Source organism: Priestia sp. 53B2 (genome assembly GCF_056099005.1).
The window spans coordinates 159,003-179,922 of record NZ_JBLZXA010000027.1; the positions used below are offsets into that span (position 1 = coordinate 159,003).

At 38.0% G+C, this 20,920-nt stretch carries 27 protein-coding genes; 20 read left to right on the top strand and 7 right to left on the bottom strand.

Annotated features, from left to right (window positions below):
• Positions 1 to 4: 4 nt before the first annotated feature.
• From cbiB to rarD, 8 genes are all read left to right on the top strand, one after another.
• Entirely contained in the window at positions 5 to 991 is a 987-nt protein-coding gene (gene cbiB, locus ACN6NE_RS21270; RefSeq protein WP_057237138.1) for an adenosylcobinamide-phosphate synthase CbiB, read from the top strand.
• On the top strand, positions 966 to 2,045 hold the full coding sequence (cobD, locus tag ACN6NE_RS21275; protein ID WP_474327102.1) for a threonine-phosphate decarboxylase CobD: 1,080 nt from the start codon (positions 966 to 968) through the stop codon (positions 2,043 to 2,045). The genes cbiB and cobD overlap by 26 nt, the downstream gene beginning before the upstream one ends.
• Positions 2,042 to 2,602, top strand: a complete 561-nt coding sequence (locus tag ACN6NE_RS21280) for a bifunctional adenosylcobinamide kinase/adenosylcobinamide-phosphate guanylyltransferase (RefSeq protein ID WP_129708465.1) — start codon at positions 2,042 to 2,044, stop codon at positions 2,600 to 2,602. Before cobD ends, ACN6NE_RS21280 begins: the two co-directional genes overlap by 4 nt.
• The gene (gene cobS / locus ACN6NE_RS21285; RefSeq protein ID WP_129708468.1) at positions 2,599 to 3,372 is read left to right on the top strand and encodes an adenosylcobinamide-GDP ribazoletransferase; all 774 of its coding nucleotides are present in this window, start codon (positions 2,599 to 2,601) and stop codon (positions 3,370 to 3,372) included. The genes ACN6NE_RS21280 and cobS overlap by 4 nt, the downstream gene beginning before the upstream one ends.
• Positions 3,330 to 3,944 carry a histidine phosphatase family protein gene (locus tag ACN6NE_RS21290; protein ID WP_129708471.1) on the top strand — a complete coding sequence of 205 codons (615 nt, stop codon included), beginning with the start codon at positions 3,330 to 3,332 and terminating at the stop codon, positions 3,942 to 3,944. The genes cobS and ACN6NE_RS21290 overlap by 43 nt, the downstream gene beginning before the upstream one ends.
• A complete protein-coding gene (locus tag ACN6NE_RS21295; protein ID WP_474327105.1) occupies positions 3,896 to 4,321 on the top strand; it encodes a bifunctional adenosylcobinamide kinase/adenosylcobinamide-phosphate guanylyltransferase in 426 nt (141 codons plus the stop codon). The genes ACN6NE_RS21290 and ACN6NE_RS21295 overlap by 49 nt, the downstream gene beginning before the upstream one ends.
• Positions 4,318 to 4,887 carry a cob(I)yrinic acid a,c-diamide adenosyltransferase gene (locus tag ACN6NE_RS21300; RefSeq protein WP_474327107.1) on the top strand — a complete coding sequence of 190 codons (570 nt, stop codon included), beginning with the start codon at positions 4,318 to 4,320 and terminating at the stop codon, positions 4,885 to 4,887. Before ACN6NE_RS21295 ends, ACN6NE_RS21300 begins: the two co-directional genes overlap by 4 nt.
• A gap of 135 nt (positions 4,888 to 5,022) precedes the next feature.
• Complete coding sequence (gene rarD / locus ACN6NE_RS21305; RefSeq protein ID WP_013056706.1) at positions 5,023 to 5,949, top strand: EamA family transporter RarD; 927 nt, start codon at positions 5,023 to 5,025, stop codon at positions 5,947 to 5,949.
• A gap of 91 nt (positions 5,950 to 6,040) precedes the next feature.
• Here rarD and ACN6NE_RS21310 read toward each other — a convergent pair whose 3' ends face one another.
• The gene (locus tag ACN6NE_RS21310) at positions 6,041 to 6,367 is read right to left on the bottom strand and encodes a MerR family transcriptional regulator (protein WP_013082852.1); all 327 of its coding nucleotides are present in this window, start codon (positions 6,365 to 6,367) and stop codon (positions 6,041 to 6,043) included.
• A gap of 297 nt (positions 6,368 to 6,664) precedes the next feature.
• Between ACN6NE_RS21310 and ACN6NE_RS21315 the strand changes: the two genes are divergently transcribed.
• Positions 6,665 to 6,823: a hypothetical protein gene (locus ACN6NE_RS21315; protein WP_013056708.1), complete on the top strand. Its 159-nt coding sequence runs from the start codon at positions 6,665 to 6,667 to the stop codon at positions 6,821 to 6,823.
• 32 nt (positions 6,824 to 6,855) lie between these two features.
• Here ACN6NE_RS21315 and ACN6NE_RS21320 read toward each other — a convergent pair whose 3' ends face one another.
• Positions 6,856 to 7,776 carry a CobW family GTP-binding protein gene (locus ACN6NE_RS21320; RefSeq protein ID WP_474327111.1) on the bottom strand — a complete coding sequence of 307 codons (921 nt, stop codon included), beginning with the start codon at positions 7,774 to 7,776 and terminating at the stop codon, positions 6,856 to 6,858.
• Positions 7,777 to 8,028: 252 nt separating this feature from the next.
• Between ACN6NE_RS21320 and panE the strand changes: the two genes are divergently transcribed.
• Positions 8,029 to 8,958 (top strand): 2-dehydropantoate 2-reductase, encoded by a 930-nt coding sequence (gene panE, locus ACN6NE_RS21325; protein ID WP_474327113.1) that lies wholly within the window; start codon positions 8,029 to 8,031, stop codon positions 8,956 to 8,958.
• Positions 8,958 to 9,758, top strand: a complete 801-nt coding sequence (locus ACN6NE_RS21330; RefSeq protein ID WP_474327115.1) for a GIY-YIG nuclease family protein — start codon at positions 8,958 to 8,960, stop codon at positions 9,756 to 9,758. Before panE ends, ACN6NE_RS21330 begins: the two co-directional genes overlap by 1 nt.
• 50 nt (positions 9,759 to 9,808) lie before the next feature.
• On the opposite strand, the gene ACN6NE_RS21335 is transcribed toward ACN6NE_RS21330, so the two are convergent.
• A complete protein-coding gene (locus ACN6NE_RS21335; RefSeq protein ID WP_016763842.1) occupies positions 9,809 to 10,120 on the bottom strand; it encodes a hypothetical protein in 312 nt (103 codons plus the stop codon).
• 243 nt (positions 10,121 to 10,363) lie between these two features.
• Here ACN6NE_RS21335 and ACN6NE_RS21340 point away from each other — a divergent pair, with 243 nt between their 5' ends.
• From ACN6NE_RS21340 to proC, 4 genes are read left to right on the top strand one after another with little or no spacing between them, the layout of a single operon-like run.
• Entirely contained in the window at positions 10,364 to 11,251 is an 888-nt protein-coding gene (locus ACN6NE_RS21340) for a 5'-3' exonuclease (protein ID WP_129708488.1), read from the top strand.
• A gap of 46 nt (positions 11,252 to 11,297) precedes the next feature.
• Positions 11,298 to 11,645, top strand: coding sequence for a YojF family protein (locus ACN6NE_RS21345; protein WP_013056714.1), 348 nt, complete (start codon positions 11,298 to 11,300; stop codon positions 11,643 to 11,645).
• A gap of 23 nt (positions 11,646 to 11,668) precedes the next feature.
• Positions 11,669 to 12,331, top strand: a complete 663-nt coding sequence (bshB2, locus tag ACN6NE_RS21350) for a bacillithiol biosynthesis deacetylase BshB2 (protein WP_013056715.1) — start codon at positions 11,669 to 11,671, stop codon at positions 12,329 to 12,331.
• Between the two features lie 3 nt (positions 12,332 to 12,334).
• Complete coding sequence (proC, locus tag ACN6NE_RS21355) at positions 12,335 to 13,138, top strand: pyrroline-5-carboxylate reductase (RefSeq protein WP_474327119.1); 804 nt, start codon at positions 12,335 to 12,337, stop codon at positions 13,136 to 13,138.
• Between the two features lie 160 nt (positions 13,139 to 13,298).
• Here the strand turns inward: proC and ACN6NE_RS21360 are convergent, their stop codons facing one another.
• Entirely contained in the window at positions 13,299 to 13,697 is a 399-nt protein-coding gene (locus ACN6NE_RS21360; RefSeq protein WP_474327121.1) for a thiol-disulfide oxidoreductase DCC family protein, read from the bottom strand.
• 149 nt (positions 13,698 to 13,846) lie between these two features.
• On the opposite strand from ACN6NE_RS21360, the gene ACN6NE_RS21365 reads away from it, so the two are divergent.
• Both ACN6NE_RS21365 and ACN6NE_RS21370 read left to right on the top strand, forming a co-directional pair.
• A complete protein-coding gene (locus tag ACN6NE_RS21365) occupies positions 13,847 to 14,413 on the top strand; it encodes an RNA polymerase sigma factor (protein WP_013056718.1) in 567 nt (188 codons plus the stop codon).
• Positions 14,410 to 15,171 (top strand): anti-sigma factor, encoded by a 762-nt coding sequence (locus ACN6NE_RS21370; RefSeq protein WP_474327124.1) that lies wholly within the window; start codon positions 14,410 to 14,412, stop codon positions 15,169 to 15,171. Before ACN6NE_RS21365 ends, ACN6NE_RS21370 begins: the two co-directional genes overlap by 4 nt.
• Positions 15,172 to 15,213: 42 nt before the next feature.
• Here ACN6NE_RS21370 and ACN6NE_RS21375 read toward each other — a convergent pair whose 3' ends face one another.
• On the bottom strand, positions 15,214 to 15,648 hold the full coding sequence (locus tag ACN6NE_RS21375) for an Hsp20/alpha crystallin family protein (protein ID WP_474327126.1): 435 nt from the start codon (positions 15,646 to 15,648) through the stop codon (positions 15,214 to 15,216).
• Between the two features lie 229 nt (positions 15,649 to 15,877).
• On the opposite strand from ACN6NE_RS21375, the gene ACN6NE_RS21380 reads away from it, so the two are divergent.
• Both ACN6NE_RS21380 and ACN6NE_RS21385 read left to right on the top strand, forming a co-directional pair.
• Positions 15,878 to 16,258: a replication termination protein gene (locus ACN6NE_RS21380; RefSeq protein WP_013056721.1), complete on the top strand. Its 381-nt coding sequence runs from the start codon at positions 15,878 to 15,880 to the stop codon at positions 16,256 to 16,258.
• Between the two features lie 374 nt (positions 16,259 to 16,632).
• On the top strand, positions 16,633 to 16,911 hold the full coding sequence (locus tag ACN6NE_RS21385) for an AbrB/MazE/SpoVT family DNA-binding domain-containing protein (RefSeq protein ID WP_025752053.1): 279 nt from the start codon (positions 16,633 to 16,635) through the stop codon (positions 16,909 to 16,911).
• 88 nt (positions 16,912 to 16,999) lie between these two features.
• Here the strand turns inward: ACN6NE_RS21385 and ACN6NE_RS21390 are convergent, their stop codons facing one another.
• Positions 17,000 to 18,373, bottom strand: a complete 1,374-nt coding sequence (locus ACN6NE_RS21390) for an MATE family efflux transporter (protein ID WP_474327129.1) — start codon at positions 18,371 to 18,373, stop codon at positions 17,000 to 17,002.
• A gap of 221 nt (positions 18,374 to 18,594) precedes the next feature.
• Between ACN6NE_RS21390 and ACN6NE_RS21395 the strand changes: the two genes are divergently transcribed.
• Complete coding sequence (locus ACN6NE_RS21395; RefSeq protein WP_474327131.1) at positions 18,595 to 19,347, top strand: SDR family NAD(P)-dependent oxidoreductase; 753 nt, start codon at positions 18,595 to 18,597, stop codon at positions 19,345 to 19,347.
• 31 nt (positions 19,348 to 19,378) lie between these two features.
• Here the strand turns inward: ACN6NE_RS21395 and ACN6NE_RS21400 are convergent, their stop codons facing one another.
• Positions 19,379 to 20,890 carry a phytoene desaturase family protein gene (locus ACN6NE_RS21400; RefSeq protein WP_474327132.1) on the bottom strand — a complete coding sequence of 504 codons (1,512 nt, stop codon included), beginning with the start codon at positions 20,888 to 20,890 and terminating at the stop codon, positions 19,379 to 19,381.
• Positions 20,891 to 20,920: the final 30 nt, after the last annotated feature.

A 20,920-nucleotide genomic window follows, 5' to 3' on the forward strand; every position in this document is an offset into this window, starting at 1 on the left:
AGAAATGAGTATTACACAAGCGATAATTGCACACATGACGGCCATGACGATTGCTTTACTAATTGACCGAATCATAGGCGACCCCGAAAATTGGCCGCATCCCGTTCGCTGGTTTGGCAAGTGGATTTATTGGATGGATTCTAGATTAAATAAAGGTGCAGGAAAACGATTCAAAGGATTGCTTCTTGTGATAAGTATGGCTGTGCTCGCAGGAGTTGTTCCCTTTTTATTCCTCCATGCTTTGTACGGAGTTCATTTTATAGCAGGTGTTTTAGTAGAGGGCGTAATGATTGCGACTACTATATCCACTCGTTCTTTAAGCGAAGCTGCTTATAAGGTACAAAAGCCGCTTCAGCTAGGAGATATGGAGAAAGCTAGATATGAAGTAAGCATGATTGTGGGACGAGATACAGATCGTTTGTCAGAAGGAGAAATTGCCAGAGCGACGGTAGAGACCGTGGCTGAAAATACAAGTGATGGTATTACAGCTCCGCTTTTTTATGCATTTATAGGAGGAGGAGCCCTAGCCTTTTTTTACCGAGCTATTAACACGTGTGATTCGATGGTTGGGTACAAAAATGACCGCTACTTTCTGTTCGGCTACTTTAGTGCAAAAACCGATGACGTATTAAACTATATTCCAAGTCGGTTAACTGCAGTGGTGATGACGGCTGTTAATGTAGTAAAAAGCCAGTATTCTCTTGGGCATGTAACGAGTTTGATTAAGCGTGATGCTAAGAAGCATCCCAGTCCAAATAGCGGATACGGGGAAAGCGCAGTGGCTGCTCTTTTAGGTATTCAACTCGGCGGGCTTAATACATATAAAGGCATAGAATCTAATCGTGCAAAAATGGGTGAACCACTCATTCCTCTGCAAGCCGGTCATATTGAACAAGCTGTTTTCATTATGAAAAGGACGGTCTATGCTACGTGGTTATTATATCTTTTGTTAGGAGGAGTTATTAGTGCTATTACCTACACATGGAGCTAATCCTAATGTCTTTTTAAAAGCAATAGGGGCCGAGAATTTATCGCATATAAAAGACTTTAGCGTGAACACAAATCCTTTAGGGGCTCCCCTTGTGCTTCACGAAAAGTGGAACGAATTCAAGGATGCAGCGTTTAGTTATCCTGATCCTCAAGTAACAAAGCTGAAAAATAAACTTGCAGCTCATCATCATGTTTCAGCTGCTCAAGTGCTGCCTACAAATGGCGCCGCTGAAGCGTTTTTCCTTATTGCTTCGTTATTTTCAGGAGAGAAAGCAGGGATTGTACAGCCGACTTTCGTTGAATATGAACAGGCAAGTAAAGCTTATGAATGTAAAGTGACATACGTTCCTTTAGCTGAAGAAAATGGCTGGAGCTGGGATATAGAGTTAATTATGAGCATTCTTCCGGACATAAAAGTACTGTGGATTTGCCATCCAAATAATCCAACGGGCGTTATGTATAGTCATGAGGAATGGATGAAAGTAGTAAAAGCTGCTGCTCATCATGGTACATACTTAATGATTGATGAGGCATTTATTGATTTTGTCGAACATCAGCCTTCATTTGATTCTCTTATTCTGGATTATGAGCATATCATTGTTGTGCGTTCCATGACAAAGATGTTTAATATTGCCGGGCTTCGTCTTGGCTATATTTTGGCAAATGAAAAAATCATTAGCAAGATGTCTAAAAAGCAGCCTCCTTGGAGTGTAAATGGATTGTCGCAGCAAGTAGGAATGATATGTGTGGATGAAGAAGATTTTGTGAAAAAAACCGTACATTATATTAAACAAGAACGGGAACGGATCTTGAGTCAACTAAAGGAATGGGGACTTTTGGTTTCTCCTTCTCAAACAAACTATTATCTTTGCAGCGTTCCGTCTTCTATTAAAACGCGCGAATGGCTTGTCTATTTAGCAAGCCATGGCGTGGTAGCTCGTCATACTGAAAACTTTCCATTTTTAAATGGACGCTATATCCGTTTGGCTGTGAAAACGAAAGAAGAAAATGACTATTTACTTAAAGTAATCAAACAAGGACTCGATGAAATATGATCATCTTTATTAGCGGAGGCGTTCGAAGCGGAAAATCACGTGCAGCGGAGAACATGGTTCAAACTTTTTGTGCAAAGCGCGCTGTTTATATTGCCACAAGCCGGCAAACAGATAGTGAAATGCAAAAACGCATCCAGCTTCATCAAAAAGAACGCCAAGCAGCGAACACGCCTTGGGTAACGATCGAACAGTCTGTAGATTTACAACAAATTCTGCCAAATCTTCAAAGTGATGATGCTATACTTTTGGATTGTGTCACGAACTGGCTTGCCAATGAGCTTTTTTTAACAGAAAAAAGGTGGCAAACAAAAGAAGGGAAACAAGCGGTTTTTCTTCATATGATAGAAACGCTCGATAAGCTGTTTGCGCAGTCTCAGACGGTTGTGCTAGTATCTAATGAACTGTTTGAAGCGGGCGTATTAGAAGAGCCCACATATAGCTATATGAAGATGTTAGGGGAATTACATCAGTATATTGTAGAAAAAGCAGATGTGGCTATTTGTGTAGAAGCGGGAATTTATCGTTTTAAAAAAGGAAAGGAATGTGTAGATATATGAAAGAATGGATAGCCATACTACGAATTTCTCTCCAGTTTTTTACGATCTTACCACTGGCTAAAACCGTTCAATGGACTGAAAAAAGAACGGCACGCTCACTTTTTGTGCTGCCTTGGATTGGTATGTTACTAGGCTTGATGTTTTATAGCTTTTTACAGCTGCTTCAATCTTCACCTATCACTACGATTGTTGATAGTATTTTAGTTTTGCTTTTACCGCTTGTTTTAACGGGTGGCCTTCATTTAGACGGCTGGATGGACGTAAGCGATGCGTATTTTTCTCATCAGTCAAAGGAAAAAAAACTGCAGATTTTAAGTGATCCGCACGTTGGGTCTTTTGCTATTCTTTCTCTTATGGTTCTGCTGCTGCTGCGTTTTAGTGCGATCTATGAATTAGCGTCTCTTTCTTCTTTATCAATTTGGGCATGCTTAATTGTCTTTACGCTTCCAAGAATTGGAGCAGCCTTTTTGTTGTTGAGAGATAAGCCCGCTAAAGATACGGGTCTGGCTGCTTATTTTCAAAAAGGAGTCACCAAACGGTCTGTTTACGGATTTATCATCATGAGCCTATTCTTAGTTGCTATTTTCGTTATTTTTATGGAGAATAAATTCATTATTCTTTTCTTTGCCGGTCTTTTATGGCTCTGGATACGATTTTATCGTTCGCAGTTTGGTGGCGTAACAGGAGATGTTATAGGGGCAACCATTGAAGGAGGAGAAACGTTTTTATGGATAATTCTTTGGTTATCACATGTATTCGTCACGGCATGACGCTTGAAAATCAACAGAAAAAATATATAGGGTGGAGTGATCCGTCTTTAAGTATAGAAGGGAAAAATGAATTAAAAGAGCTTTTTCTAGAACCTCAGCTCGTTATTTCCAGTGACTTAAAAAGAGCGCTAGAAACAAGTGCAGTTGTTTTTCCAAAATCTCAGGTGGTTAAAAGGGAGAATTGGCGTGAGCTGCATTTTGGAGATTGGGAAGAGAAGACGTATGAAGATTTAAAAAGCATACGGGCGTATAGAAATTGGATTGATCACTGGACAGAACATACGCCTCCGAATGGGGAAAGCTTCTCAAGCTTTTCAAACCGAATTTGGGAAGCGTGGGAAGAAGCGGTCGACTTGGCGGCCAGTCAGCAATTGCATCACATTGCTATTGTTTCACACGGCGGACCACTGCGTTTACTTGCATCCCATTTTAAACAGACAGCGTCGCTTTGGGATGTTTCTTTTTCTTACGGAGAAGGTTTTTCAGTAGCGTGTACATACAAACAGGCAAAGGAGAAAAGAGCATGCATTTCGTATTCGGCGGTGCATTTACCGGTAAAAGAAAATGGGTGAAGCAGCATTATGCCAGTGAGTCGGTAAAATGGCATTGTTTGTATGAAGACCCTGTTTTACCAGCGTTTGAGTTCGAAGAAAGTTACGTAGTGCTAGAAGGATTTGAGCACTATGTTAAGGAATTAATACATAGCGAGCTGGAGTCTCCGCACCTTGTTGTTAAAAAGTTAATACAGAAGTGGAGAGACAGCGGTGTATGGGAAAAGTTAATAGTGATTGGAACTGAAGTCGGCAAAGGGATTGTACCTTTAGATCCAACAGAGCGGCAGTGGAGAGATGAATGCGGGTATGCGTATCAGCATTTAGCGGCACATGCCCGGAAAGTAGATCACATTTGGTACGGAATTGCTAATCGATTGAAGGAGGAAATACAATGAACATTTACACAAAAACAGGGGACAAAGGGCAGACAAGCTTAATTGGAGGACGAGTAAATAAAGATGATATTCGAGTGGAAGCATACGGTACGCTTGATGAGCTAAATGGCTTTGTAGGTCAAGCGATTTATCAGCTGGATGAAACAACATTAAAAGATGTAAAAGAAGAGCTAATTACGATTCAACATGAGCTTTTTGACTGTGGAAGTGATTTAGCATTTGCAAAAGATGATCATCCGTACAAAGTAACAAACGACATGATATCAGTACTTGAAAAGCGCATTGATGCCTATATGTCAGAAGCTCCGGCCATTGAGCGTTTTATTTTACCTGGAGGCACACCTGCAGCGACAACGCTTCATATTTGCCGGACGATTACACGCCGCGCAGAACGGCTTGTTGTTGGCGTGCAGCGTGAGCATAAAATTAATGCGGCGGTGCTTCAGTATTTAAATCGTTTATCCGATTATTTCTTTGCTGCGGCTCGAATCGCTAACGCCCGAGAAAATGTACAAGATGTAGAGTATATTCGCAGTGCCAAAGTATTTAAACAGCCTAAAAAATAAGGTATAAAAAACGGTCGAGCTAAAAGCGATCGTTTTTTTTATGAGCTATTTTGATAGGCAAAATAAAGCTATAAAAAAGAGGTAAATGCATCTATAATGATAAGAGACAGAGAGATAAAGAAAAGAGGTTGAGAAATGAATCAAGATTCTAAACGAGCAGGTATTGTTTATACAGCCAGCGCTTACGTTATGTGGGGGCTTTTTCCGCTTTACTGGAAGCTTCTTGGCGAGGTGAATGCAAATGAAATACTCGCTCACCGTGTCATATGGTCATTTGTTTTTATGCTTTTACTTTTGCTTGTGACAAAGCAAATGAGTGCTTTAAAGAAGACGCTTGGTTTATTATTTCGTAATACGAAACAAGCGGTCATTTTATTTGTGGCTTCAGTGCTGATCAGCATCAACTGGTTCGTTTACATTTGGGCGGTTAACCATAATCATATTATTGAAACAAGCTTAGGTTACTACATCAATCCGCTCGTTAGTATTTTACTTGGTATAGTCGTTTTAAAAGAGAAGCTTAATTTTTGGCAGGGTGCTTCTGTTGGATTGGCTGCTATAGGTGTTATCGTTATGACAGTTACATACGGGCATATCCCATGGGTATCATTAAGCTTAGCGTTTAGCTTTGGTTTGTACGGTCTTGTAAAAAAGACTATTCAATTAGAAGCAAAAGTAGGATTAACGATTGAAACGATGATGGTTGCACCTATTGCAGTTATTTATTTTATTTTTCTTTTAGTGAAAGGATCTTCAAGTTTTTCCCTTCAGTCGCTTGATCTGAGTGCTCTTTTAATTGGAGGCGGTGTTGCTACAGCTATGCCACTATTGTATTTCGCTAAAGGGGCCCCGCTTATTCCGCTATCAATGGTCGGTTTTTTACAGTACATTGCTCCTACCATGACGCTTTTATTAGGGGTATTCGTGTATCATGAACCGTTTTCTAGCGTGGAGATGATTGCCTTTTTGTTCATTTGGGGCGGATCGGTTATGTTCATTTTATCTAAAACTAAGTTCATGAGTTCTCATCAGCCGAAATTCTTTAAAGGGCGCTCAGCTTAACGGACAAAAAAGCGGATATCTTTAGATATGCGCTTTTTTGTCTGCCGTAAAGAAATAAAAACGGAGACGGGAAAGTCACCGTATGTATACTTTATAGCTTCCGCTTGAAATGAGCGTTCAACTGACCTTGAAGCATTTGGTTTTTTACTTCTTTCATTTTTCTCGCTTCATCTTTTTTAGCCAGTTCTGTGCGTATTTCACTTGTTTGAACTCCTTCTTCTATGCGATCGGCAATATCCATTAATCGTTCGACGTCTGAAAACGAATATTTCCGGATACCCGTATTGGTTCGGTCCGGAAAGAGCAGGCTTCTTTTCTCGTAGTAGCGAATTTGCCTTTCTGATAAACCGGTTAATTCTTTTACAATCCCAATAGACATGACTTTTTTATCTCGATATGACGCTTCATTCGTAGACAATCTCCCTCACCCCTGAGTACGTAGTAGTATGTTATTATTATAAAGGAAAAAAATACAAAAAATTATAACATGTAATACATTCTAACATATATATGTTATATTTTTGAATTACTATGTAAGAAAAAATGACATAAATAATGAAATAGGGAAAAGAGTCCTATAAACTAATGATTAACTCGATCCCAAGTGGTTAACCATACAGGATAAAGCCTTGTGGTTAATCACTTGCTTTCAAAATGATGAATAGAAAATAAATGCGAGAATATACATAAATTCTAAAAGGGAAGGGCGTTTTAAATGGCTGTGCAACAATTGAAAAAAGAAGAGATTATTGAGCTGGCAAAAGAAATTATTGAACTTGATTTGAAAAGAGATGAAAAATTTGAAGAATTGACAGAGTTAGCCGGAAATCGTGCATATGAAATTTTGCGCAGAGTACAAAATGCCTGTTTATAAGTAATAAAAAAATCCCGCCTAGAGCGGGATTTTTAATGAGATTGCTGTTCAAGATTAAATAATTCTTGTTTCATCTTAGCGTGGTCGAGGTTTTCTCCTATAAAGACAAGAGTGGTGGGCAGCTTCATCATTTCTTTCATATATAGAGGCATGCCGTATGAATATTGAAACGAATACGTATCATTCGAATGAGTGAAGCGCATATAGCCTTTAATGCGATAAATGGTATCTGGCATTTGGCGCAGCCAATTTTCAAATAATTCAAGATCCACTTTTTTTGTAAACTCATATACAAATGTTTTCAAATGAAGATGATCTTCAACATGAGCCTTATGGTGCGGCTGTTTTTGAGACAGCTGAGCTTTTTGAATCAGGTCAAGCTTCACGCGGGAAAATGTCGTTAATAATGTTATTGCACGAGCGTTGATTGATTGAACCTCAAAAAGCAGGGAAGACTTTTCTGACTCAGACAGCATGTCCGTTTTATTTAATAAAATTACATCCCCATGTTTTACTTGTTCTTGAAGAAGTTTTTGAAGTTGAATGCTTAAGGATCCACGTTCTTTCCACCTTGTTGCATCGAGTGTGGTGATAATACTTTTAATTGTGACTTGATGCGCAAAAAGAGGAGACATACAGGCATCCAACACTTCAATGGGATGTGCAACTCCGGTTGTTTCTATATAGATAGCATCCAATGTGTTCTCCTGTAGTAGTGAATGAAGCTGAGTTTCAAATTGACCTTGAATAGTACAGCACACGCAGCCGTTTAGCAATTCTTTTAACGGCGTGTCTTTTTCTACTTCATTTGAGTCAATCGAAACTTGGCCAAGCTCATTCATCACAACAGCAATGTTGCGATTACGATCTTTTTCTTGCTGAAGCAGCTGTTTAAGTAACGTTGTTTTTCCACTGCCTAAAAATCCAGATAAAATGTAGATTTCTGTTTTCATTTCAGTCTCTCCTATGTAAATAACATTGTTTAAATCGAAACTTTTCCGATTACGGATTGGTAAATAGTATATCCAAGAGGGGATAAATATCTATGCGTAAATTTTTATGCTTTTTTGTATTCATTATAACAACTTTAAAAGCGCTATGGCTATCTTTTGTAAAAAACTCAAAATACAATTAAATAAGAATATTATAAAATTTCAAACTAGCTGTGCTACAATAAAAGAAAAAGAAAAAGGGGAGCAAAAGTTATGCGAATATTAGTTTTAGGCGCAGGCGGCGTTGGAGGTTACTTTGGAGGCAGGCTTGTGGAAAAAGGAGAGGATGTTACTTTTCTTGTCAGAGAACGCAGAAAAAAAGAGCTGGAACAAAATGGACTTGTTGTCAAGAGCATACACGGTGACTTCACTTCACCTGTACAAGCTATTACAAAATCTGAGATGAAAGAGCCTTATGATGTTATTTTGTTCACAACTAAGGCTTATCATCTTAAACAGGCAATTGAGGATGTGCGTCCTTTTGTAGGGAATCAGACAGTTGTCGTACCTTTGTTAAACGGTATGGCTCACGTCGTTCCTTTACAAGAAGCTTTTGGGGAAGAAAAAGTCATTGGAGGACTGTGCTTTATTGAAACAACTTTAAACAAAGATGGAGATGTCGTCCAGACGAGTCCTGCTCACAGACTTGTATTCGGTGAATTTAAGCAGAAGGAAACAGAAAGATTACAACTGATTGAGCAAGCGTTCAGTGGTACAAAGGCTTCGTTTGTAAAAAGTTCATATATTGAACAGGATATGTGGCATAAGTATTTATTTATTACGGTTATGTCAGGCATGACCACTCTTATGCGCGCACCTGTTGGCCCAGTGCTAGCGGCAAAAGGAGGGCGTCAATTTGTACAAGAGCTTTTTAAAGAAGTTGAAAATATTATGATGGCATACGATGCCCCATTAGCTGAAGGGATTATTGAACAGCATATGAATACGATGGACAAAATGACGTATGACATGAAGTCATCGATGCAGCGCGATATGGAAAAAAGTTCTCAAATTGAAGGAGAACATCTTCAAGGATATTTGCTGACATTAGCTGAAAAATCATCTATACACGTACCGCTTCTTCAAACTGTGTATACGCATCTAAAAGTGTATGAAGAAATGTTAAAAGGTTATCAAAAATAATGACAGCAAAAATTGATTTAGCAGTCATGCAGGTACTGCAGAAGCTGCTAAGTACAGCAGAAATGGGACAATTGCCTTCCGCTCCCGGCATTTATTTTTTCTTTGATAAACCCGGCAGGCTTTTGTATATCGGAACAACGACGGGCTCTCTATTAGAAAGAGTAAGAGCTCACGTTGCAGGAAAAGGAGTTAGCAACACAAAAAAATTCCACAAAGAAATTTATGCTGTTGGATATATTGAAGTTCATGGATTAAAAAAAGAATTAGATATGCTGAGAACGATGCTTGTAAATGGTTATTTTCCAAAATACAATAAACAAGATGTAAAAAGAGAAAATGAATACGACATTTACACCGTTCACGGCAGAGTCCTCAGGGATACAGGAGTTGATAAGAAAAAAGTCTCCAAGCGAAAAACGGTGCTAAAGCCAACGTTAAAAGAGATAGAGATTCGTCAAGAAAACAGCGATATTACATATGCACGAGTCGCAAATATGAATGCTGAAGATCGAGTGAAAAAATTGTGGTCTTGTCAAGAAGCGGGAGCGCAGCTACATCTTCCGGGGTCGAAAGTGTTAGCAATAAGCGACCGGCTCTTAAAAGAGCAGTATACATTTCAGCGAGATATGAAAAAGAATATGATGTTTACGATGCGGGATTTAGTTGTTATTCAAGTGTTGTTAAATTTAAATCCGACTCATGATTTGAAAAAGAGAGAAATAAAGGAAGCTATCAGTTTAGTGCGTAAATTTGGCATAGAAGAAGCTCTTCGCATCTCTGAAAAATTACTCAAAACGTAATAAAATCCATGATCATTGTGATCATGGATTTTATCATTTATCATTCACACTTAAGCTAATTCGTCAATAACTTTTGGTAAAGCCATAATGGAAATAACGCAAAGTGAACTGACAACTTGATGCATTTCAAAAATGGCAATGATGAATAACATCAGTGATATATATAATTGAAGGCCTTTTAATCCCCACGGCTTGCGATCGAAAAAAAAGTCGCTAAGTACAAATACAAAGAAAATGAGCGAACTGAACAAAATAATCATGGATGTAGACATGGAACGATCATAAGCAATGATAAATAACAAAGCGAGAAGCGACACAACAGATATAACTTTTAATGTTTTAATCATCGTGTTTTTATTCACTTTTTTCACCTTCATTTGTAGGATTGATCTTTCATCCTCATTTTATAGGATAGTCAAAAGTTCTAAAAGTCAAACGAATAAATCATAACAACAATTTAACATCTTTATACTACATTTACATTGAGAGAAAAAAATGGGCGGGTTTTGAGCTTTATGCACTTCATTGACGCGTGCAAAGAACAAGTGCTATAGTATGTTTGCTCTAAAAGCTAAAGGAGCAAAGTTTTCAAAGGACGTGACTATGTGAACGAAACACTATTAATAATTGATGGATTTAATTTATTAAGCCGCTGTTATTTTGCTACTTCTTATGGCAGAGATGAAGCAGCGTTGACAAGAAACAGTAAGGGCCAATTTACGAATGCCCTGAGAGTAACAATTCAAAAAATGCATGCATTGATTCACCAATATGAGCCAAGCCATATTTTCGTCGCTTGGGATGTTAAGCGCGAGGATACAAAACGTAAAGATACATACGCACTATATAAGCAAACAAGAGCAGAGCTGCCTGAGCCGCTGATTCAGCAATACGAAACGTTAAAACAATTTTTTGACACAGTAGGCATTTATCAAATGTCATTGTCTTCTTATGAAGCAGATGATTTAATTGGAGCACTTGCAAGCAAGTGGAGTAAGGAAAAGCAAAGTCCAGGGTACATCTATAGCAATGACCGAGACTTGCTTCAGCTCCTAGATCAACATATTTCGCAAATTATTGCCAAAAAGCAAGTTGGAGATCTTGTGTATGGTTTTAAGCACTTTCAAGAAGAATACAATATTCATCCTCGTCAATGGGTGGACGTAAAAGCATTGCTTGGTGACAAATCTGACAATATTCCGGGCGTTCCTGGTGTAGGAGAAAAAGCCGCACTGCCTCTTATTCAACAATATGGCTCTATCCATGAAATTTATGCACAAATTGAACAATTAGATCCAGCTTTTAATCGTTATAAAAAAAAGCTGGCCGAAGGAAAAGAACTAGGTATGCTTAGTCGTGAACTTGCTGAGATTATTATAGACATTCAAGAAATCAGCATGTTGAATTGGGAAGAATTAATATTTATGTATGATTATGAACGATGGAATAGAGAAATTCAAAGTCTAGAACTAAACATTAGGATTCGCTCATGATTTTTAGTACAATACAATTTATGAACATGAGAAAGGAGTAACAAGCGTGCAACCAATTCATAAAGAAACAGTCCAAAAAAAAATACAAACATTTTTAAATAAAGACGTATATGTACACCTGGAAACGACAAACGGTGCATATGCTTCACACGTAAATGAAAAAGTAATGACAGTTGGGGCTTTTATTCGCAATGGTAAAGTCACTATTTCAAATGGAAAGATAACTGGAGAAGGTCCTTATCGTGTAGGTCTTCAAATTGATTTAGGATGGATTTATGCAGAGGGATTAACAGATTGGGAAATTGATGAAGAAGGCCGACTTCTTCTAGCTGGGCATGACTTTGAAGGTCGTTTAGCAGTTGCCCTTCAATTAAGTGAACATCCGTTTTCATAACAGAAAAGAGAGGAGAATAGAACATGGAAGAAAGATTATTAATTGTATTTCCGCATCCTGACGATGAAGCATATGGAGCAGCGGGTATGATCACGCAAGCTAGACAAAAAGGAACGCCCGTTACATATGCCTGTGTTACGCTAGGTGAAATGGGACGAAATATGGGTAGACCGCTGTTTGCTAACCGTGAAACTTTACCTCAAATCCGAAAAAAAGAACTTTTAGATTTAGCGAACGTTTTAGATATTCAAGACTTGCGTATGCTAGGGCTTCGTGATAAAACACTGGAATTTCTTGATATTGATGTTTTTGCAGATAAAATTGAAGAAATCATTAACGATGTAAAGCCGACTCATATTTTAACGCATTATCCTGGCTTTGCGGTACACCCTGATCATAATGCTACGGGAGCAGCTACGATTCAAGCGGTAAAGCGTATGCCAAAAGAAAAGCGTCCGGTTGTTTGGTGTCATGCGTTTTCAAAAGATCGTATTGAACATATTGGAGAACCAGATGTTATTTTTGATGTAACAGCGATGAAAGATAAAAAAATTGAAGCGTTAAAAGCCCATCGTTCTCAAACTGAAGGAATGATGAACGCAATTGACTTCGACCGCTTATCTGATTATCCGCAAATGGAACGTTTATTAACTAGAGAAGAATTCTGGACATATAACTGGGAGTAACAGATGAAAAAACAGCGAATTTTATTTATTGGAGCAGGACGAATGGCTGAAGCTGTAGCGGCTGGTTTGGTTACGAGCAGCGCTGACAGTATTGAGGCAGTGGTGATGTCAAACAACGGAGATATTGAGCGGTTACAGCGTGTTGAAAAAACGTACGGCGTACAAACGACGCAAAATTGGCGCCAAGAAGTTGACAATTCGGATGTTATTATTTTAGCGATGCCTCCCGAGGCCCATCCTTCCGTGCTCAAGGAACTTTCGACTCATTTAAATCAACAATTTGTCGTAACGTTAGCGGCAGGAATTGATCCGAGTTACTTAGAAAATCACCTTTCGCAGGATACGCCTGTCGCTTGGATTATGCCAAATACAGCTGCTATGATTGGACAATCGATGTCTCTGTATACACTTGGAACTTCTGCTACAAAAGAGCATAAAGAAGTCCTTCAAATGATTTTAAAAGGAATTGGTGAAGCGCATGAGTGTTCAGAGAAAGAAGTACATGAGCTCACTGCTGTAACTGGCAGTGCACCTGCGTTTTTATATTATTTTGCAGAATCGTTAATTGATGCAACTACTGCTTACGGTGTGGACGAAAAAACAGCCAAAGATTTAGTTATTCAAATGATGTATGGCTCTGTACAAATGCTGCATGAAACCAAAGACCCTGCATCTTTAAGAGAGCAAGTAACAACTCCAGGCGGCGCTACTGCCGAAGGGTTAAAAGTGATGAAAGAACAAGACTTTTCCTTACTAATGAAGCAGGCAATTGAAGCAACGAATAAAAAAGCAATGGGTGGAAGCTAAAAAAGCTCGTACAACCATATGTTAGCTGAAAAATCCGAACTGTAGTTCAGCATTCTTTCATTAGAATGTTGAATCAGTTCGGATTTTTTAATGAATAGACTTTCTTAACATAAAAATATTCCTCTTTGGAACTGTTTTTTTCTCTATGTGCCAAGCTTTTTTAGTCATCGACAAACCGCTTTTTCGTATCAGAAGTTGGGAGCATGCAGTGCTGCTGTTTGCCAAACCACTTATATCGGTTGCGAGCGATCCAGTTGTATACTATATCCCGAATAGGCGCAGGAATAATAATGAAAGCATATAAAAATTTAACGGGTCCATCTAAGCGCTTGGCGATTTTTAAAGCAGCCGTTGATTTTACATATCTTTGTTTTCCATGAATATATACAATGCTGTCTAATTGCTCAGGAAGTAAGCCGTGAGAGGCTACCTGCTGCTTTCCGAAATCTGATTGAAGAGAAGCGAAAGAAAACAAAGCTTGTTCATCATGTTTAATAATATATTGAACACTGCTATTACATAAATTACATATGCCATCAAAAAGAATCAAATGTTTCATTGGACGATTTCGCTCCTATTCCATAAAAAAAGTATAATTACTTGTCATTTTTGAAAAATAAAGTTACGTTTAAAAGATGTGAAAGTGATCCAAATTTAAAGGTAATTCGATTATATAATAAGGACTCATAAGAGTTAAAGGAGAAGGGTATGAAAGAGCAAAACGACGTTGTCTTATACAATAGAATAAAAGAACGAGACAAAAAAGCCCTTGAACTGCTGTATGACAAGTATGAGCGAATTCTTTATTCGTTTGTATACCGGTTAACAAATAGCTCTGATATTGCTGAAGAAGCTGTTCAAGAAGTATTTATTAAGCTTTGGAGAGGAAAGGGAGTTTACAGCGATGGAAAAGGGAAGTTTTCATCATGGCTGTTTACGATTACAAGAAACACCGCGATTGATATTGTGAGAAAAAGAAAAACCGATCCTATTTTCTCAGAAGAGATTTTTGATTTTATTGAAGATGATCATCCTCAGATTGACGAGCAGCTTCAGTGGAAAGAAGAACAGCAGAGAGTACGGCACGCTGTATCAAAATTGTCTGAAGACCAAAAAAAGATTATTCAATCCGTTTATTTTAAGGGATTAACGCAGCAAAAAGTTGCAGAAGAGCAGCAAATCCCATTAGGAACAGTAAAGGGTAGGGTGCGATTAGCATTGCGGAAATTAAAAACATATTTAGGTACTGATGCAGAAGGGAGAGCTGATTCATGAGTATGTGCAATAAACTAATTGATTACTATAATGATCAGTTGACTTCCCATGAGAAAAAAGAGTTTGAAATGCATTTGAAAAACTGTCAAAGCTGTCAAGAAGAATTAAGAGAACTGGAGGAAGTTCTTGGAGATCTAACGTATTTGACACCAGAACAATCTCCTCCGCCAGAAATGAAACAGCGAATACTTGCGAATGTATTCGAAGAAAATCAAGGTGAGACAAAGAGAGAACCAATAGCTTTAAAAAATGAAAAGCAATATGCTGCGTCTAAGAAATCAAATAAAAAATCCATCATTATTGGATTAGCTGCGGCACTTCTTTTATCCCTTGCAGGAAACAGCTACTTTCTGTTGAAAGATGAAGACAAAGACAAACAAGAACCAAATGTTTCGGTTGCTCCTCAAAACGAACCTCTTACATCTGAAAAAACAATGAAGCTGCAGGCGGAGCCGAACGTTTCTGGTGAAGCAACAGCATCTCTTACTAAAAAAGGTGGAAATTTAAATGTGGTCATTCAAGCGAATAACTTGAAAAACGTAAAGGGGAATGAAGTTTATCAGGTGTGGCTCATAAAAGGTGATAAGCCTCATCCGGCAGGTGCTTTTGTAACAGATAAAAATGGAAACGGGACAGTGGTCTATACGATGAGCCAAAAAGAACAGACTGAAAAGTGGGATGTTATGGCCATTACTTTAGAACCGAATGCGAATAATAAGACGCCAAAAGGAAACATTGTGTTAAGTTCAGCGCTCTAACAAAAACCCTTCTGCTAACAGAAGGGTTTTTGTTACGTGCAGTTAATCATCTTCAAATTGTATGGCAATGGTTTGATCATTTTCTATCTTATTCAGTCGAATTTCCAATAATCCATTTTTGTACTTAGCGCGAACTGGTTCGTCTGTGTAGTGAAAAGGAAGTTTGACCGTGCGAGAAAATACGCCTGTATGGCGTTCGTTGAGCTTTAACTTTTGTTTAGATGCTTCATAAGCATAAGGAACGTTCCCTTCAACTGTTAATATATTTGCGTCCAACTTGATTTGAATGTCGTTAGTTGAATGCAGTCCAGGAACCTCAACGATGATAATGCCTTCTTTATCGGTTTCATATAAGTCGACGTTTGGAAATCGCTTTGGTAAGATGTGATTTAAATCGCTCCAAAAGTGATTTCCAAGCATATCTTCTACCTTATGCTGAATCGAACCCCAATCAATTTCTTCATATTTTTTACTCAAAGGAACTCCTCCTTATATTCACGTAAATTCCTTCTATATATATGAAAAAAAGAAAATTCAATGCCTGCTTACAAAGAATGAGAAAAACACGTAAATAAGTGAAAAAATGTGAGAAAAAAAAGAGATTTTGAGTGAAAAAGAAGGATTATGTAGAATAAAAAAAGTATAATTACGTATAGAGCTTTCTATTATCCTGAATGAAAGCAAGTATGTGAAGGAGGAAGTTGAGATGAGAGAAAAGCGTACATCCAGTGGTTTTCTATTAAAACAACGTGCTTTCTTAAAATTATATATGATTACGATGACAGAACAAGAGCGTCTGTATGGCCTTCGGTTATTAGATGTGTTGAGAGATGAATTTCGCCCTTTTGGATTCAAACCTAATCATTCTGAAGTATACAAAGCTCTTCATGACTTGATTGAAGACGGTGTCCTCAAACAGGTGAAGCGTAAAAAAGAAGGAATGAAGCTTCAAGAAGTGGTTTATTATACATTTACAAATGAAGGAGAAGAGAAAGCTAAATTATATAAAAAACAATTAAAAGTAGAGCTGGAGCGGTGTGAAGCTATGATTCAAAAAGCTATTCGTGACAACTTCGGGTCTAAATGAACGTGTCTTTAGTTAGAAAAGACACGTTTTTTCTATAGCTGATTTTGTCGTCTTATGTCGGAATAAAAGTTATAAAATGGGTACAAAGTAGTGTAAAAGATGGATATATAGTTATATTATGGATAAAATACACACTTTTAACATATATGGATGAATTCGATTTTAAAGATTATGCACTATTCATAAATAGTGTACGAATTGATATGATACAAAGTGTATATAAATCTATTTAATGCGTTATTTGCCATATTTTAAGAACTTATAAACCGTTATCAGACCATCATTGAAGCATTTTGGTTTTAGCAACTCTGACGAATTTGACTAGATTTGTATCGAGAAGATATTATTTGTTTACTATGAAAGGAATGGATTTTATGAAGTCTACAGGAATTGTAAGAAAAGTAGATGAATTGGGTCGCGTAGTAATTCCTATTGAATTGCGCCGTATTTTAAATATCAACACAGGTGATCCAGTAGAAATATATGTTGATGAAGATATTATTATTTTACAAAAGTATAGCCCGTATGGTGCTTGCTTAGTAACTGGGGAAATTACGCGTGAAAACTTAACTTTTGGGAATGGGAACGTTGTGTTAAGTAAAAAAGGTGCGGAACAGCTTTTACAAGAGTTAGAGCGTACCTTAAATAAATAAGAAGTTTTAAGTCTTAGTATTATAAGGAAGAATATCAATCCATCTTTAAACCAAAAAAGAACGTTCTTTTGAGAACGTTCTTTTTTGATTAAGCTGTTCGCGAAGATTTATCCTCCTCTAGCAGCTGCTTTTTTTGTATTTTTATCAAACGATACGCAAGTCCTGTTGCTCCTGCAGCGAGCCCCGCAATTAGTCCAACCCAATAGCCAAACGCCTGCAAATCGGTGTATTTTGCTAAAACAATGCCTAAAGGTAGACCAATTACCCAATAAGATACCAAGGACATTAAAAAGGTTACATTTACATCTTTATATCCTCGCAGAGCGCCTTGAATAGGAGCTTGAAGAGCATCAGAAAGCTGAAAGAAAATTGCATAAATCAAAAAATGAGAAGTTAATGCAAGTACATCTGCATCTTTTGTATACAAAGAAGCTACTGATTCTCGAAGAGTAAATAAAAGACCTGCGCACACAAAGGCCATGCCAACAGCAATTGTTATACCAATTCTGCTATAGCTTCGTGCATCTTGATTCCGTTTAGCACCCGCTTCAAATCCTACAACAATTGTTAAAGCCATAGAAATACTCAGTGGAATCATATAGAGAAATGAGGCAAAATTAATAGCTGCTTGGTGAGAAGCGATCGTAATGGTATTGTACGAGCTCATAAACAGCGTGACAGCCGAAAAAATACTTGTTTCGAAAAATACCGAAAAACCGATAGGTAAACCAATTTTTAATATTTCTTTCCACGCAGAAAAAGAGATACGGTGAAATTTTTTGAATAAACCGAAGCTAGAAAAAGGCTCTTTTTTATGAATAATTAAAATCGATATGACAAGTATGCACCAATATGTGATGGCCGTTGCATAACCAGAGCCTACTCCACCCAAGTGAGGGAAGCCCAGCTTACCAAAGATTAATACATAGTTTAAAGCCACATTAATCGGAAGCCCTAAAATGGTGATAAGCATAGACGTACGAGTTTGCCCCAAAGCATCAATAAAGTTTCGTAACACGGTATAAATAAAAAGCGGAATTATACCAAAAGATAAAGCAATTAAATACTGTTTGGCAATGCGCATCACGTTTGCTTCTAAATTCATTCCTTTTAAGATAGGACTAACAACAAAAAAGCCGATTAAAATGATAACGGCGGCCATTAAAATGGAGACATAAAGCCCTTGAATGACAGAGAACGGAACTTTTTTCTTTTGATTAGCTCCCACCAGCTGTGCAACAATTGGCGTAATAGACATTAAAATTCCGCTTAGCCCTGCAAAAACAGGCACCCATAAGCTCGAACCAATTGCTACCCCTGCCAAGTCATCTGCACTAACTCTTCCTGACATCATCGTATCAAAGAAAGTCATTGAAAACATTCCAAACTGGGTGACCAATATCGGAAATAAAATAAAAACGAACTGCTTAACTTTTTGAGACGTTGAAAACGTTTGTTGCATTAAAAAACCCCCAATTTGAAAACATTTACACCAAAAAGCATTATATCACGCCGTGGCTTGTTTTTGCTAAGAGTTCTGACAATAAATTCAAAGAATCTAATCCATAAAACGCAGCGATTTAAAAGGAGTAAAAAGGTAAAACAGTATATGATTTTAATTTTGACATGCAGTGAGCTATGATAGAAAGTATAGTAATTATCATTTAACGTGGAGGGATACGTGTGGATTTACAGTTGCAAAGTAAAAATGTACTTATTACCGGCGGGTCAAAAGGAATTGGGAAAGCTATTGCTGCTTTGTTTATTCAAGAAGGAGCAAACGTTGGAATTGCGGCAAGAGGAGAGGAAGCGTTACAGGATGCACAGTCAGAATTAGAAAACGTACGTACATATACAGCAGACCTAACAAACGAATCAGACAGAGTTGCATTAATTGAGAAGTTCATTAACGACTTCGGAAGCATTGATATTTTAATTAATAACGCTGGAGGAAGTAATGGAAGCAAGGCAATGGAAACAGATCTATCCCTTTTCAAAGAAGCGATGGAGCTTAACTACTTTTCAGCTGTCCACTTGAGCAAGCTAGCAGCGGCGCATATGACAAAAGATACGGCAATCGTTAATGTTACGTCTATTTTCGGAAGGGAAAGTGGAGGGAAAGTCACGTACAATAACGCAAAAGCAGCGCTTATCAGCTTTACAAAGTCGTTTGCAGATGAAATGATTTCTAAAGGAATTCGTGTAAATGGAGTAGCGCCGGGAAGCATTTTGCATGAAACCGGTAATTGGAAAAAAAGAATGGATGAAAATCCGGAAAAGATTAAGCAGTTTGTTGAAAACGAAATACCAGCAGGGCGCTTTGGAGAGCCGGAAGAAGTGGCAAACGCCGTTGTTTTTTTAGCATCTTCTCAAGCTTCATGGATAGTGGGCGCGACGTTAAACGTAGACGGTGGACAGTCAAAAATGAACTTTTAAAAAAGATGCAGGAATTTCCTGCACTTTTTCATTATCCAATATCTTTTTGCATACGAGGAATCTGAAAATCTTCATTAATTGCGTCCGCTGTAAGCTGACCTGATAATGTCACCATTGGCACGCCGCCTCCAGGGTGTGTAGAGCCGCCTACAAAATAAAGGTTAGAAAGAAGCTGACTTCTTGCCGGAATTTTAAAACCTCCATTTTTCTTACGGTCAGTTGCTACGCCATAAATGGACCCGCCGTTAGCACCGTAAAGCTCCTGGATATCGTTAGGAGTAAACGTATATTCAAACTCAATGCTTGAACGTAAGTCTTCTAATCCCATTGCCTCAAGCTTTTTCAATACGACATCACGGTAGCGGTCTTTTAATGCAGCCCAGTCGTCGCCTTCTTTTAAAGGAGGTACATGAGTAAGAACGAACAGGTTTTCTTTTCCTTCAGGAGCTTGCGTAGGGTCTGATTTAGACGATACGCCAATGTAAATTGTCGGATCCATGGCTACTTGACCTTTGTTAAAGATTGTATCAAACTCTTCTTTCTGATCCTTTGAGAAGAAGAAATTATGATGTTGAAGCTGCTTGTACTGTTTGTTAACCCCTAATAAAAGAACAAGGCCAGAAACAGTAGGTTCAAATTTTGCAAGCTGCTGAGTTTGCTTAGCTGCTTGCGCATGATTTTTTAATAAATAGCGGTAAGTTGGAATTGCTTCTAGATTAGATACCACAATATCTGCTGATAGATTCTCGCCATTTTCTAGTGTAATTCCAGTTGCCTTTGCTCCACTTGTTGTGATTTCTTTTACTGGCGTATTTAGATGTACAGTGACGCCAAGTTCTTGAAGGAGCTTATCCATCGCTTCAGCAATTTTGTACATTCCGCCTTTTGCGTAATAAATACCTAATCCTAGCTGAACGTGAGCAAGCTGTGTTAATACAGCTGGTGCATGATAAGGAGAAGAGCCGATGTACATAATTAAAAAATTAAACAATTGACGCAAATGTTTGTTTGAAAAATATTTGCGTGTAGTAGTATCCATAGATCTCATTGGATCCATTTGAAGCAGTTCTTTTACCGTGTGCATCGTTCGTAAATCGTGCAGTCCAGATAAACTTTTTTTATAAAAACTTTTTAAGTTCGATTCATACATTTTATTTGCATAAGATAAATATTCAAAAAAACCTTCAATGTCTTCTGGAGCAAGTTCTTGAAGCTGCTGAAGCATGCGAGGAAGGTCACTGGTCAAATCAATTTGTGTTCCATCTTGGAAAAAAGTTCTCCACTGAGGCTCAATTCGTTCTATTGTTAAGTAGTCATGGATATTGCGGCCTGCACTTTCAAACAGCTGCTCTAGCACCCACGGCATTGTTAAAATAGAAGGTCCCGTATCGAAAGAAAATCCTTTGCCGCTGCGAATATTTAACTTACCGCCAATTCGCTCGCTTTTTTCAATAACTGTGACATCATATCCATCAGCTGACAGACGAATAGCAGCTGACAGACCACCTAAACCTGCGCCTACAACAATTACTTTCTTTTTCATCTTTTTCCTCCTTATAAAACAAAAGCGAGT